We start from the raw sequence: 14,914 nt of genomic DNA on the forward strand, positions 1-14,914 counted from the left end.
TTGAAAAACTAATTTCAAAATTAGCTTAATGCTTTGTCCTTAATTCAATAAAAACCTTAGAAAAAATAAGGTTTCCATTCAAATGGGGTGTATTCATCGAAAAATAAGACGATGAATGGTAAAGCAATGCTTTTTGATGTCCCAGCGAGGGTATTAAAGGTACTTGGTGATATTTTTTAGGCTTACTGAGCCCCCTACTTAAAAAGAGGTTGTTGTATTGCTAAAAGGTCAGAAATTCAATTATAGAAACCCTCTGTTTCTAGCTTCGTGTACCAAGGCCAAATCATTTTGTTTTTCCACGCCAAAAATAACTTTAAGCTGTCTTTTCCTGTTTTCGATGCCGGCCAGCGAAAGGTTTACGAAATCGACCATATCCTTGGTTCTGGTGCCAATGGATACATGATATAGTATTTTCTTGTCATTGTCATCCAATAATAGATCATTGGATACTTTCTTTCTTATGGCCATAAGTGCCTTTTGACTATAATATGGGGGTGAGTTAATTACACCCTTGACCATGGCAATAAGTGATTTTTCATCAACTTCCGATTTTACCATATAGCCATCGGGATTTACGTTTTTTAAAATACTGTTTATTCTGTAGTTATCGCTAAAGGAAGACATAAAGACAATTTTGGTGTCCGGAATTACTTTTCTGGCGAATATTCCCAAGTCTTCCCCGGTATGAGGTTCCTCTAAATGGGTCTCTGTTAATTGTACATCCAGTAATAAAAGGTCATATTTAAATGATCTGGCGGAATCTTCAATTTTTTGCTTCCCGGTTTCAAAAGTGTTGGCAATTTCAACTTTGACCTGAAACTCTTCAAATTCGGAAGCCTCCAAAAGATATTTATAACCAGTAGTGATCATTTCATGATCATCTATCGTTAGGATCCTTAAAGTTCTCATTTTATACGCAATTAATAATATATTATGCAGATTGTGGTTCCGCCTGTCTTTCCAAAACATAAGGAATGGTAACAATTACCTTTGTTCCAGTTCCTATGCTACTTTGAATATCATAGGTTCCATTTAATTTATCCAATCTGGAATTTATGTTTTTAAGTCCAATGCCTCTTTTTCCTTTCTTCTGATCAAAACCAACTCCGTTATCCAATACTACAATTTTCACATAATCTTCTTCAGATTCAAAGAGTAGGTCCACTTTTGTAGCTTTGGCATGTTTTATACAATTCTGTAAGCTCTCTTGTACAATTCTATAAATGTTAATTTTGATATCACCCTTTAATTCATCCCAATCTATTTTATCGTCGTACTCAAAATGACATTTCATCTTGGAAGAATCCTGAATTGTTTTAACCAATTCCTCTATAGATACAATAAAGTTATGAATTTTTTCTTCGGATGCCCTACTTAATTCATGTGAAATTGTACGAATTTCCTCCTCTAATTGTTGCAATTTCTTTAAAAGGTCACTCCGTTTTAAAACGGAGTCGGAATCGGTTTTATTGTTGAGGGCGGTTAGAATTAAGCGTATTCCTAACATTTGTCCCAATATACCATCGTGTAATTCTTCGGATATACGTTTCTTTTCTAATTGCTTACCTTCTTCAACCTTTTTGTTTTGTGCCAATAAAAGATTAAAAATTTCTTGATTCGCCTCTTGTTGGGCCTTTTCAAATCTTAATTTTTGGTTTTTTCGGCGTTGATCAATGGTGATCAAGGTTAAAGCGGCTAAAATAAGTACGGCTACGGCAATACCGATCCATAATTGACGCTGTCTGGTCAATAATTCATTTTGTTCAATAAATTCATCCGTTTCAAAGCGAATCCTGGTAAATTTGTTTCGGGTAGCTCGTTCCTCGCGAATTAGACTATCGTTTAATCTTATGTATTCCTGTGAATAACGGGATGAAAGTGCAGGGTCAAGCTTAGCCATAAGCTCCAGGGATTCTAACAACCTTCTATTGTTGCTGGTCCGTTTTGAAATGTTCTTGGCAAATTGAGCATTAATCAAAGCTAAGGCAGTATCTTTTTGATGTAAATAATATTCTGACAATTCGAAATATGTAATAGCTAAACCCCTCGAATCTCCAATGCTATCCTTTATTTTTAACGCTTTTTTAAATGACGACAAAACGCCAACTGTGTCCCCTAACTTACTTTTACTTTGGGCGTAATTGGAAAGTGCCTGAGCATATAATTCAGTATCCTTAAAATAGATACTATCGGCCTTAATAACCTTTTCAAAGCTTTCAATGGCCTTTTGGTCTTCCCCTTTGGCCTGAAAGACCATGCCTATATTATTAAATGCTTTGTTTCTCAAGCGATTCGATTGGTCTCTATTTGATTTATCTAAGTAAAATAGAGCCTTGTCGTAGTATTCTAGGGCCTTGTTATATTCATTTAGTGCATTGGTCACAGAACCCAAATTATTATAACATAAGAATAGCTGGTAATATTTGTCCAAAGGTTTAAATAATTCAATAGCCTCTATGGTGGTGACTTCACTTGCTGTATAATCCTTTATATAGGATTGTACCCTGGCTAAACTATACAGAACTCGAGCGGTAGCAAAGTCATCCTTTGATAGTCTAAAAATCTTCTCTGCTTGTGAGTAATGGTAATATGCACTGTCTTGCAAAGCATTGTCTTCCAGAAAAGAACCCAAATCCCAATGATTATTGCCTAAGGCATTAGAGTCTCCAATTTTTTTTGATAGGGTAAGGGCTATTTTGTTGGAGCGCCTAAATTGCAAAGAATCACCTAATAGGGAATAGTAGTAGGAAAATTTTGAAAAATACCTAGATTTCAGGGAATCGTTTTCTTCCTTTAGCGCCAAATCAAAGCCCTTTAAAAGATTATTTTTATAATTTTCTTCGGAAGTGCTGTTTTCTTCGTAAAACCAATATTGAATACTATCGTGTTGAATTAAGGCTTTAGATTGTTTGGTGCCAGCATTTTTTTTATTACAACCAATGAGTATTAGTTGTAATAAAAGAACCAAATAAAAGATAAATCTGCCTGACACAATTTTGTTCATAGAGGTGGAAAGATAAAGAAAAAGCCCTAAACAAATATGTTTAGGGCTTTATATTTTAACGAAGTATAGCTTACTTCAAATCTTGAAAAATTTAGTTTAATGGACTTAAGCTATAGCACTATTTGTTTTTTGTAATTCCGACATCACTGGAGGAGGATCTCTTCTTTCCTTTGGAATGTTATCACCATCGGTAGCAACGGCATTGTCATTGTACTGGAAATCGTTCATCACCGGAGGAGGATCTCTTCTTTCCTTAGGGATGTTATCACCATCGGTAGCAACGGCATTGTCATTGTACTGGAAATCGTTCATCACCGGAGGAGGATCTCTTCTTTCCTTAGGGATGTTGTCACCATCGGTAGCAACGGCATTGTCATTGTACTGGAAATCGTTCATCACTGGAGGAGGATCTCTTCTTTCCTTAGGGATGTTGTCACCATCGGTAGCAACGGCATTGTCATTGTACTGGAAATCGTTCGTTACCGGAGGGGCATCTCTTCTTTCTTTTGGAATATTGTCACCATCGGTAGCAATGGCATTGTCATTGTTTTGGAAATCGGACATTACCGGAGGAGGATCCCTTCTTTCTTTTGGAATATTGTCACCATCGGTGGCAATGGCATTGTCTACAGCTGGAAACATTTTTTCGGTTCCCATAGCAAATAAGCCCATACTTAGCAGTACAACTGCAAAAATAGATAATAATTTTTTCATTTTTAAATGGTTTTCGAGGGTTAATAATGTATTGCTAAATTAATACCGATGACCCATGAAAAAATTATGTAAGAATTATCTTTAGTGTGTGTCCGAGTTCTATTAGTGAACGTACGGTTTTTGTAAGAATTCGATTAATTAAGTGCGGAAATGGTATTTTTGGCTAGAACCTGCTTTAGGTTATCTATATTGCTTTTATAAGATTTGGAAAAAGGCAACTGTAGTTTTCCATGCTTTAAAGTGCATAAGCCTTTTCCATAGTTGATTCTGGAAACAAAGTTAATATTGATAATGTAACTCTGGTGAACCCTTACAAAATTTGCTGGCAAGTTGTTCTCGAACGTCTTTAACGTTTTAAAAGCGCTTATCGTACTTCCGTCCTTCATAAAAAAGTCGGTAGCATTATTATCGGCCTGTAAATACATGATTTCTTGTGTATTTATATAGCGGTAGTCTTTATAGGATTGCAGTAATAGTGTCTTGGGTTCTTGTTCCTTTGGTGTTTTTAATTTTAATCGTAGAAGGGTCTTTCTTATGTCGAATTCGTTATATGGTAATAACCAGTAATCGAAAAAATGACATTTTAATGCTTCAAAAGCGAATTGCTTGCTTTTTGAAATCCCTATAAATAAAGGAATTTCCTTTATATATTGGTGCATTTCCATTATCATATGAAAATAGTCATGAGCCTTTTCATTTAAATGAATAAAAACAACATCCGGAGATTTCTTAAGTATATTATTTAAACCATCTATGCTGTTGGTAACTATACCCGCGCAATAGAACTCGCTATATTCTTCCATATAGTGTTGTAGCTGTAAATTGGATTGGGCATCGGAATCCAAAATGGTATAGGAATATTCCATATTTTACATGATTTTAAGGCAAATTAGTAATAGTTGGTAGCACATGAAGGTGTTTCAACCTTAGAAAAACTAGGGTTTTCATTTTAATGGCAAAATATACAAAATTAGGAGGAATTTTCTTTCAAAAATTAAAGAGAAATAGTATTTTAATTCACGTAAAATACTTCGTATGAACCAATAGCGGGATTTATTGTCCTGTCTGTACCTAAAATATCCAAGGGGACTAACTTTGCTGCATCCAGATTTCCTGCTCCAATTACGCTAGAGTTTTCTGGGATCATAAACGTGTTATTGGCGGGGGAGATAAAGAGTGGTTCCAGATTTAGTAGTACATTTTCATATTGGGAAGCATTGCTAAAATCGTATAAACTATTTTCTGAATTATTGGTATACTTTATTAGGCAGTTTAAAAAGTGAAAATTAAATTCCTTATCGGTGGCCTTGCTTAAATTCAGTTCATTGGAATTACTTCCATAAACGATACAATTTATAAAGTCAGCTTTGGTCAAGTTATAGGATTTGCCGTCAATCTTGGAAAAATTGTCCACTTGTAACGCTGTACCGGAACGAAACCCATATTTCCAATAATTGGCAATGGTAGCATGAATAAAGCTGTAGTTGCCTCCCTGATTACAATATAGGGATATATTTCCAGCACCTCCCAGGACCAAATTTTCACTCCGTATTATTGCTGTTTTTGCCCATAAGTTAATATTGCTACTATTGTATATTTGAGAATTACTTATGGTCAATGTGGTTTCCTCAAGGGCATTATCTCCCTGGACGAGAATACCAACAGTAGCATTTTTAATAGTCAGGAATTCTATTTTGTTATTTATACTTCCTTTAGATATCCAAATAGCCCCCCATTGCCCAGGGGTGTCGGAATAGGAAGGTTCTAAACGGCTGCCCTCAAAAATAACTTCATTTTCCAACGAATCCTTATTCTCGCTTAGCCTACCATTAATAATTATGTTGGCATTTTCTTTTACCAATATCCCGGAATCCTTGTGAAAGTGCACTCGCGCACCTTCTTCAATTGTCAAGGTCTTACCTTCGGGTACCGAGGCGTATCCGTAGATGACATAGGGTTTGTCATTAGTAAGTATCAGCTGATCCTCTTTTAGTTCAAAACCCTCGACCACAATGTCTTCCCCTGTTTCATTTACATCAAGGACAAGTGTTTCACGTTGTCCGTTTACCAATCTTTGTGGGAAATAAAATATGGCATCTTTTACCAAGGTCACTAATTGCACTTCTTGCAAGTGGTTTTCTATATCAAATTGTATAGCATCTGTGTACAAAAATTCCATGGCCCCCGAATTGCCAATATCAAAGGAGGTCTCTACAAATATGTATAGGCTATCCTTGGCAAATAAAGGGACGTCCTTAAATTGCTGTCCCGCTTCCCCATCCACATTTAAACGATACTTGCTGTTGCCTCCATTTTTTAGCCCAATACTCGGAATGCTTATATCGTCGGAACTTCGGTTATATACTTTTAGGGTGTAGGTGCTGCTTCCTATATTGCTGAAAATGGTATCCAGAAAAACGGTATCCTTCGAAAATTCCAAGGAGCCATTGCTTTTTGAAAAATCGAAGTCTACCCTGCAGGAGAAAATCATGAGGAGTAGAAGGAGGATGGGAAATATATAAAATGTTTTATACACAGAACCGATTCAATATATTAGGTTTGGCTAATAAAAATACTCTCAATTTCCGGGGAAATACGCATGGGTTTAAAAGTTTCGGAGTTCAATAAGCACCATTCTGTCTTGGACCTAACAAGTAATTGATTGCTTTCTTTGTTGTACATTTCTACAACCCTTACACTTACAGGGCCTTTGGTCTTATCGATATAGGTTTTCATTAAAATAATATCATCCAACTTGGCGGAACTTTTGTAGGTAATATGATGGGTTAAGACCACCCAAACCGTACTATTGATCAAGTCTTTAGGTGCCTTAGTTAACCAATGTTCCTTTGCTATATCTTGCATCCATTGTACATAACGTACATTGTTTACATGTTTAAGGTCGTCCAGATCATCTTCTACCACCTTTATGGTTTTTTCAAAAATTCCCATTGCTATTTTTTAAGGATGTTTACCTCAAACAATTTATCCCAGTTTTTTCCTGTAACGAAGAAAGTCTTTCTTTGTGGATGGTAGGCCACACCATTAAGTACATCGAGATTTTGATGTTGGGTTACTTTTTCCTTTAGGCCGCCAAAATTTATTACTCCTTCGATCGCGCCACTTTTAGCATCAATGATCATCATACTTTCCTTTTGATAGACGTTGGCATATATTTTTCCGTTTACATATTCCAGTTCATTGGCCCTATTGAAAATTGAGGTATTGGTCACTGTTTCAAAATGCCCCTCTTCGGCCAAGGTTGTCGGATTTAAAAACCATATTTTTTCTGTACCATCGCTCTTGAATATTTTACTACCATCATTGCACAGGCCCCATCCTTCCTTACTTTTGTTGTATTTAAAACTGTCTATTTTCTTAAAATCTTTAAGGTCGTAAATAAATCCAACTCCACTTTGCCAGGAGAGTTGATAAATTTTATCATTTAAGATGGTTATACCTTCACCAAAATAGGTATTGTCCAAGTCTATTCTTTTTAAGATTTCACCCGTTCTATAATCTACCTGTCTCAAAGAGGACTTCCCTTTTTTGCCGGTGCTTTCATATAGTGTATCGTTATGGAATTCCAAGCCTTGGGTATAAGCCTCTTTGTCATGTGGATATTCGTTGAGGATTTCATAAGTGTAAATCTCGGGGGCATGTTCTGCCAATAATTTAATCCCTTTAGACACTTCAACCGTTACCCCATCGAAACTAATATTGGCGGTCAATGTTTTAGCTCCCAGTTCTGTTTGATCAAGTGTAATTTTATCGTTTTTGGGGACAATTTTCTTATTGTCCAAAGTATACGTAATCTGTTCAATTTCTTTATTCTTTAGATTCTTGACGGAAATACCTACGACCTGATTTTTCTGAAATTCAGTTAGGTTTCCTTCCAATTGAATTTCAAAGAGCTTTGAAGGGTTGGTAGTGCCATCACAGGCCAAAAAGAAAAGTGGGATTAAGAATATTAAATTTAGTTTAAAGATGTTCATTTTCGTATTGCAGGTATAATTTATTATATAAATATAGTGGGTAAAGTACTTGTTTTGCACAACTATTTCCTTTGTATCTGTTATAGTTGTCTTAAAATCAACTTGCTATATAGAAATAAATGTGGCGACTTTTAAGGGCAAGATATTTAATAAAATTAAGACCTGAAAACGATTGCAAAAAAAATAAAACATTGTATATTTGCATCGGCAAGTCCTACACGACCAGCTCCTGTAGAATCCCCCAGGGTGGGAACGCAGCAAGGGTATATGGTTGTAGCGGTGCGATGTAGGTAGCTTGCCATTTTTTGTGCCCTAAAATGAGCAAACAATTTCAGCTTTTTTGCGTGTCATTACCCAGATATAACTCCTTTAACAACTTCAATTCCTCTTTTATTCGTTAATTTGCAACCTTAATTTTCTATTGATGAAGCAAAAGGTTGTGCTGGTTACGGGAGGTTCTTCGGGAATTGGAAAATCTATCGGTATTTATTTAAAATCAAAGGGTTTTAAGGTTTATGGTACTACAAGAAAGGTGGCCAACTATCCTGATTTTACAGATTTTGAACTTTTGGAACTGGATGTTAGAAATCCAGAAAGTATACAGAGTGCTATTTCCAGGTTGATTACCAAAGAAGGTAGAGTAGATGTTTTGGTAAATAATGCTGGAATTGGAATTACTGGGCCCATAGAGGAAACACCACATTCCGAAATATTAAAAGCTTTCGACACCAATTTTAACGGTCCCTTACACATGTGCAAAGCGGTTTTACCGCATATGAGAGCTCAAAAAAGTGGTCTTATTATTAATATTACATCCATTGCCGGTTATATGGGGTTGCCGTATAGAGGTATTTACTCGGCCAGCAAAGGTGCATTGGAGTTGGTGACAGAAGCACTACGAATGGAAATTAAAGGCTTTGGAATTAACATTACAAACTTGGCCCCTGGCGATTTTGCCACCAATATAGCCTCTGGTCGCTATCATTCACCAATATTGGAGGATTCACCTTACAAACAACCTTACGGTAACACCTTGGAAATGATGAACCAGCATGTGGATGCTGGCCAAGATCCTATGTTGGTGGCTCATATGGTATTCAAAATTATAAGTACCAAAAAACCTAAAGTTCACTATAAGGTAGGGGAGTTCATGCAAAAGTTCTCATTGTTTCTTAAAAAAATATTACCGGACAAAGTATATGAGAAACTCCTTATGAACCATTATAAATTGTAATTTTGCATCACCAAAAAGGTTGACTTGCAAATAGACATATCTTTCAAATTAATAATTTAAAAAGCAATTAACATGAAGTTCTTTATTGACACCGCTAATTTAGCACAGATAAAAGAAGCCCAGGAATTAGGAGTATTGGATGGTGTAACCACAAATCCATCCCTTATGGCCAAGGAAGGGATTACAGGAAGAAACAATATCCTAAAGCATTATGTGGATATCTGTAATATCGTGGATGGCGATGTATCCGCAGAGGTTATTTCAACAGACCTTAAATCAATGATCAAAGAAGGTGAGGAGTTGGCAGAACTACATGAGCAAATTGTAGTTAAAGTTCCTATGATAAAGGACGGGATTAAAGCTATAAAATATTTTACGGATAAGGGAATTAGAACAAATTGTACCCTAGTGTTTTCTTGTGGACAGGCTTTGTTGGCTGCTAAGGCAGGTGCTACTTATGTTTCACCATTTATTGGTAGATTGGACGATATCTCTACCGACGGATTAAACCTGATTTCAGAAATTAGACACATTTACGATAATTATGACTTTCAGACTCAAATTTTGGCTGCGTCTGTTAGACATACAATGCACGTGATCGATTGCGCCAAGTTAGGTGCAGATGTTATGACTGGACCTTTGTCAGTTATAGAAGGTTTGCTAAAGCATCCTTTAACGGATAGTGGTTTGGCAAAATTTTTGGAAGACTACCAAAAAGGAAACTAGATTTCAAATTAATCATAAATATAAACAAGCCTCTTTTGCTTAATCGTTCAAGAGGCTTTGTTATTTTATATTGTGATTTGGGTTGTTTGATAAGCGGGATACTTAGCTCCATTAAAAGCGCCTACCCTTTAAATCTAGGCCAATTAAAAACTACTATAAAGATTGGCAAAAGCATCCACGATAAGTCCGTCTTTGGTTATAATACCCTTATTGAGGCTTCCAATGACCAAGGCATTTTTCAAATTTTCAAAATCGGCGGTGCGAAATTGTTTGTCCATGTCCAATTGATTCGTACTTAATAAGGACTGCCATCTTAAGGCGTCCGTGTTGCAATTTATTCCAACAAAGGTGTACTCAGGTTTGTTTTCCGTTAATAGGGCAACACGGTTAAGAACATTCTCAAAATTGGATCTCTGGGTGCCGGACCAGAAATAGAACACTGTGTTTTTTTCTTTTTCGGCAATTTCTTGGAGAGTCACTAATTCGCCATTAGTGTTGAAAACTGAAATATTGGGCAATTTCTTCGTCGGTTGCAAATTGTTGACACCTTCATAAATAGCTTCTATTTCGGCACTGTGTCGGTTATTTCCCGATAGTTTATGAAATTCCTCAATAAAAATTCTATTGTTCGCATCGGTGTCATGGATGTTGATCAGATAATCCATAGCTACGTTTCTGAATAAATTATCACGCAAATCCCTTTCAGTTACCAAGCTATCTATCAGTTTTAGTTTATGCTGATTAAAATGTAATTTATTATTAATAATAGCATAATGTTCACCCTTGCATTTCGAATAACAACCCATATAGGATAAATTATTGAAGTGGGTTTTCATGAAATTATAGTAATATCTATGATATGCCAGATTTTCGTTGTTGTAATCCAAGTTCTTTCTATAATCATAAAAATGGGCGGGCAACTCCGGAATGGTCGTATTTCCAGTTTTTCTTCTGTTCCAAAAAGGATATTTTTCCTTATAGATGTAATAGTTGTAATCTATACTGGCCTTGGCCATTTCTAAAGCTTTGGGAGATAGCGCCACTTCCTTTACAAGTTCGTTCAGGGAGTTAACCTTTATTCCTTTAAGTGAATCCAGTTTGGAATTGAAGTCATCCGGACCAAGTTGGGAAAAGGAATATATGAATGATGGCTCAGCTTCCGTGGTTAAAAAGAGATCTAATAGAAAATTATTTATTTCCTCCCCTTTACCGGAAAAAATCAATGATTCATCAAAATCCTCGGTGTTTAATCGGATCATTAGGCTGTCCCCTTTTTCCAGGTATACGTATTGGAGTTCTGGGTTATGGTCAAAATGATATAAACCTTCCTTAACTGAATCCAATTTAATGGCAAACCTATTCTCATCATCCAGTTTAGCGGAATCAATCACGATATCGTCCTTGAATAGAACAACGTATTCGCTAGTTGGATTTACAATTTCACCAGCAAAAAAGACACTAGGGGATTTTTTTTCTATCGAACCGCAACCTACTAATGCGATAAGAAAGGAATATAGTAAAGGTTTATTCATATGAGAATAGCTACTTTATAGTAAACAAATCTAATAAACTCAACAGATACAGGCTGTTAATTGTGAGTTAAAACTACAGGGACTAAGTTAAAATGCTATTTAAAGGCGTTGTAATATAGTTGCTTGAACGGGTTTATTTTTGTTATTTTTGCACAAATTTTAAAATTTTATATATGCTGTCAGTATCAAATTTATCTGTGCAATTTGGGAAAAGGGTTCTTTTTGATGAAGTAAATGTTTCCTTTACACAAGGTAATTGTTATGGTGTTATTGGAGCCAATGGAGCGGGAAAGTCCACATTCTTGAAGATTCTATCAGGACAAACAGATCCAACATCTGGTCATGTTCATTTAGAGCCAGGGAAGCGGATGTCTATCCTAGAGCAAAATCACAACGCCCATGACGAGTATACGGTTTTGGAGAGTGTGGTAATGGGCAATAAGCCTTTATTCAAGATTAAAAAAGAGATAGATGCCCTTTATGCCGATTACAGCGATGAGAATGCTGATAGAATAGGGGAGTTACAGGTGCAATTTGAAGAAATGAACGGTTGGAACGCCGATAGCGACGCTGCTGCCTTATTATCCAATTTAGGTATTACGGAAGAGTTTCACTATACCTTAATGGGCGACCTGGATTCCAAGCTAAAGGTTAGGGTTTTATTGGCCCAGGCCTTGTTCGGTAATCCGGATGTATTGATTATGGATGAGCCTACCAACGACTTGGATTATGAAACCATAAATTGGTTGGAAAATTTCTTGGCAGATTATGAGAACACCGTAATAGTGGTTTCCCATGATAGACACTTTTTAGATTCGGTCTGTACCCATATAGGGGATATAGATTTCGGGAAGATGAACCTTTACTCGGGAAACTACACTTTTTGGTATGAGAGTAGTCAATTAGCAGCAAGACAACGGGCACAACAAAATAAAAAATCAGAGGAGAAAGCCAAAGAATTACAGGAATTTATTCAGCGGTTTAGTGCCAACGTTGCAAAGAGCAAGCAGGCTACCTCTAGAAAGAAAATGTTGTCCAAATTGAAAATTGAAGATATTAAACCTTCTAGCAGGCGTTATCCCGCCATTATTTTTGAACGAGAAAGAGAGGCCGGCGATCAGATTTTGAACATTGAAAAGCTTTCGGCCTCAACGGAAGAGGGTGAGGTTTTATTTCAGGACGTCAATATTAATTTGGCCAAGGGAGATAAGGTGGCAATAATTTCAAGGGATTCAAGGGCAACTACGGCGTTTTATGAAATTATAAATGACAATAGAAAGGCAGATAACGGTTCCTTTCAGTGGGGAGTTACTACCAATCAGTCTTATTTGCCAGCGGACAATGCATCCTTCTTTAACGAAGGCATCAATTTAGTGGATTGGTTAAGGCAATGGGCAAAAACAGAGGAAGAACGGGAAGAAGTTAATATTAGAGGTTTCTTGGGGAAAATGTTGTTTAGTGGAGAAGAAGCCTTGAAAAAGTGTACGGTGCTGTCCGGAGGGGAGAAAGTACGCTGTATGTTAAGTAGAATGATGTTGATGAGGGCCAACGTTGTAATGTTGGATGAACCCACTAACCATTTGGATTTGGAAAGTATTACCACTTTTAATAATTCCTTAAAGAATTTTAAAGGGACAGTTTTATTTACGACCCATGATCACGAATTCGCTGAAACTGTGGCAAATAGAGTTATAGAATTGACACCTAAAGGTAATATTGACCGTTATTTGTCGTTTGATGATTATATGTCCGATAAGACTATAAAGGAACAGCGGAACAAAATGTACGCGGTCCCGGTGTAGTTTTATTTGGCCCAAATTCTTACTTTATGAAAACCTACATATTAACATGCATAATTATTGCATGTCTTGCCATGGGCTGTTCTGAGGAAGGAGTAGGAGACAAGGATATCGAATCTCTTAACTTAACAGCTGACTATACCGTTTTGTTGAAAAAGGACGGTGTTTTACAAAGTGCTTATTTAAATGCCGATACGGATGGTATAACCGTTAATACCGACAAAAGTAATTTTGAGTTAGTGCCATTGCCGGAACTTAGCTATAGGAATGGCTCGGCAATGGGTTTCTATAATTCCCAGGTGGATTGTAGCAGTACATTAAAAATTCATGACTTCGGTGATAATTCGGTTGTAAACACCATTGTGTTCTCGGAGGATATAAATTGCGATTTTCTTGTAAGGTCCATGGCTTATTCGGAAGCAAAGGCTTTTGTAGCCTTTGTTGCTCCTTCAAATACTAAAAAAGACAACTATATTTTAAGGATTTTGGATTTATCTATAAATCAAAGCCCCTATACGGATGTGAAATTGGCTAAGGAACCAAAGCAAATATTAGTTTCCGGTAACAAGGTATTTGTTCTGGCATGGGATACTGATATTACCGACAAATATGCTATGATCGTAATAGATATAGATAGTGGGGCTATTACCCATGAATCCAACTTGGGAACGGATGTTTTAAAAATTTCAAAGGATGGCTTGGGTAATATTCTGGTAAGTTATCCCCATTTACATAGCCTGTTTGATGGGAAAACAATGATTTTGGGAATTACCACAAATTATTTATTGGGGAAAGAACCTGGGTTTGGATATGCCAAATCGGAATTTTTCGGGGAACAGACCTTGTATTACCCTATGGAGTCTGGTTCAAAAAGTTCTTATCCCCATATTGCCGCGGTTTACGATTTTAAGGAAAATGTATCTATTCTCTATATATATATGAAAATTTTCTTACCCTAGAGGAGCGAAACCTTAAATATGAAATAGAAGATACTACTATGGTTTCCTATGATTCCAAAAACAATTTGATTTTGATTGGGTATAAGAAAAAAGGGGAAAGTGATAAAGGGGGACTATTGAGGATAAAACCAATACCTGACCCAAAATTTTTGGATAATGTTGATCTGGATGGTATACCAATGGAATTGTTCCTCAATTGATACCTACAGAATTAAAATTAAATTGTCCTTAGGTTTTAAGATATTTACTGTTCCAAATAGCCGGATTGAAATTTTTGCCCAAAGCAAAGCCGTAAAAAATTACTACCGCGGCAATGCATTTAAACATAAAAAAGAAGATTACCCAAAATTGAAGACTTGAACTCTCCTTTGAGAACAAGCCATTAGGAACCAATAGCGTTACAAAATAACTAAAGGCCATTATTAGGGCGGTAAGATTTATAAGGCTCTTAAAAGGCCACATCAATAATTTCCTTAAAGGATGTAAATCTCGGCCCCATTTATGAATCAAATAGTAATAGTCGTTACCCATAGGAGCGAACAAGATAGGGTCATCCCTGTCTTCCAGTTTAAAAAGTTTAGAGGGGGCAAGAATCTTAAATCCTTTTATTTCCAATCCGTGGTCCTTTTCCATTTTTTTGATTTTGGAAATAGCTTCAAGTGGAATTTCTCCTTTAAAATAATGGGAATCCAGAAAACGCAACCTATAATTTATCGCTATTTTCTTTATGTGACGAATATGATAAATGCCAGTGGATTCAAGTAAATCAATATTAAAGGCATTGTCAATTCTGGTATCCTTACTTTTTATGTTCAACTCAATTCTTTCTTGAGAAACCTTTTCTTTGGTTATAAGATTATAAACTTCATCTAGAATTTGATCTGCCGATGGGTCTTGTCGTTTTGCCAGAATAAGCTTTTCCTGAATATTGGTTCTTCTCAATAACATTTT

13 protein-coding genes and 1 other RNA gene are annotated in these 14,914 nt (G+C 36.2%); 5 read left to right on the forward strand and 9 right to left on the reverse strand.

Going from position 1 to position 14,914, the window contains the following annotated elements:
- Positions 1–240: 240 nt before the first annotated feature.
- From CWD90_RS15820 to CWD90_RS15850, 7 genes are all read right to left on the reverse strand, one after another.
- Positions 241–909, reverse strand: coding sequence for a response regulator (locus CWD90_RS15820; RefSeq protein ID WP_103477049.1), 669 nt, complete (start codon positions 907–909; stop codon positions 241–243).
- 22 nt (positions 910–931) lie between these two features.
- A complete protein-coding gene (locus CWD90_RS15825; RefSeq protein WP_103477050.1) occupies positions 932–3,004 on the reverse strand; it encodes a tetratricopeptide repeat-containing sensor histidine kinase in 2,073 nt (690 codons plus the stop codon).
- A 105-nt stretch (positions 3,005–3,109) separates the two neighbouring features.
- On the reverse strand, positions 3,110–3,718 hold the full coding sequence (locus CWD90_RS15830) for a hypothetical protein (RefSeq protein ID WP_103477051.1): 609 nt from the start codon (positions 3,716–3,718) through the stop codon (positions 3,110–3,112).
- A gap of 134 nt (positions 3,719–3,852) precedes the next feature.
- Positions 3,853–4,584: a LytR/AlgR family response regulator transcription factor gene (locus CWD90_RS15835; protein WP_103477052.1), complete on the reverse strand. Its 732-nt coding sequence runs from the start codon at positions 4,582–4,584 to the stop codon at positions 3,853–3,855.
- A 146-nt stretch (positions 4,585–4,730) separates the two neighbouring features.
- Complete coding sequence (locus CWD90_RS15840) at positions 4,731–6,158, reverse strand: hypothetical protein (protein WP_317045731.1); 1,428 nt, start codon at positions 6,156–6,158, stop codon at positions 4,731–4,733.
- A gap of 113 nt (positions 6,159–6,271) precedes the next feature.
- Positions 6,272–6,670, reverse strand: a complete 399-nt coding sequence (locus CWD90_RS15845; protein ID WP_103477054.1) for an acyl-CoA thioesterase — start codon at positions 6,668–6,670, stop codon at positions 6,272–6,274.
- Between the two features lie 2 nt (positions 6,671–6,672).
- Entirely contained in the window at positions 6,673–7,713 is a 1,041-nt protein-coding gene (locus CWD90_RS15850) for a glutaminyl-peptide cyclotransferase (RefSeq protein ID WP_103477055.1), read from the reverse strand.
- A gap of 205 nt (positions 7,714–7,918) precedes the next feature.
- On the opposite strand from CWD90_RS15850, the gene ffs reads away from it, so the two are divergent.
- From ffs to fsa, 3 genes are all read left to right on the forward strand, one after another.
- Positions 7,919–8,017, forward strand: an RNA gene (ffs, locus tag CWD90_RS15855) — signal recognition particle sRNA small type.
- A 120-nt stretch (positions 8,018–8,137) separates the two neighbouring features.
- The gene (locus CWD90_RS15860) at positions 8,138–8,947 is read left to right on the forward strand and encodes an SDR family oxidoreductase (protein ID WP_103477056.1); all 810 of its coding nucleotides are present in this window, start codon (positions 8,138–8,140) and stop codon (positions 8,945–8,947) included.
- A 72-nt stretch (positions 8,948–9,019) separates the two neighbouring features.
- Positions 9,020–9,673, forward strand: a complete 654-nt coding sequence (gene fsa / locus CWD90_RS15865) for a fructose-6-phosphate aldolase (RefSeq protein WP_103477057.1) — start codon at positions 9,020–9,022, stop codon at positions 9,671–9,673.
- Positions 9,674–9,816: 143 nt separating this feature from the next.
- On the opposite strand, the gene CWD90_RS15870 is transcribed toward fsa, so the two are convergent.
- On the reverse strand, positions 9,817–11,205 hold the full coding sequence (locus tag CWD90_RS15870) for a transaldolase (RefSeq protein ID WP_103477058.1): 1,389 nt from the start codon (positions 11,203–11,205) through the stop codon (positions 9,817–9,819).
- A gap of 173 nt (positions 11,206–11,378) precedes the next feature.
- Here CWD90_RS15870 and CWD90_RS15875 point away from each other — a divergent pair, with 173 nt between their 5' ends.
- Positions 11,379–13,007: an ABC-F family ATP-binding cassette domain-containing protein gene (locus CWD90_RS15875; RefSeq protein WP_103477059.1), complete on the forward strand. Its 1,629-nt coding sequence runs from the start codon at positions 11,379–11,381 to the stop codon at positions 13,005–13,007.
- Between the two features lie 26 nt (positions 13,008–13,033).
- The gene (locus tag CWD90_RS15880) at positions 13,034–13,963 is read left to right on the forward strand and encodes a hypothetical protein (protein WP_103477060.1); all 930 of its coding nucleotides are present in this window, start codon (positions 13,034–13,036) and stop codon (positions 13,961–13,963) included.
- Positions 13,964–14,191: 228 nt separating this feature from the next.
- Here the strand turns inward: CWD90_RS15880 and CWD90_RS15885 are convergent, their stop codons facing one another.
- A complete protein-coding gene (locus CWD90_RS15885) occupies positions 14,192–14,911 on the reverse strand; it encodes a hypothetical protein (RefSeq protein ID WP_103477061.1) in 720 nt (239 codons plus the stop codon).
- Positions 14,912–14,914: the final 3 nt, after the last annotated feature.

This window comes from Arenibacter catalasegens (assembly GCF_002909235.1).
Taxonomy (GTDB): domain Bacteria; phylum Bacteroidota; class Bacteroidia; order Flavobacteriales; family Flavobacteriaceae; genus Arenibacter; species Arenibacter catalasegens.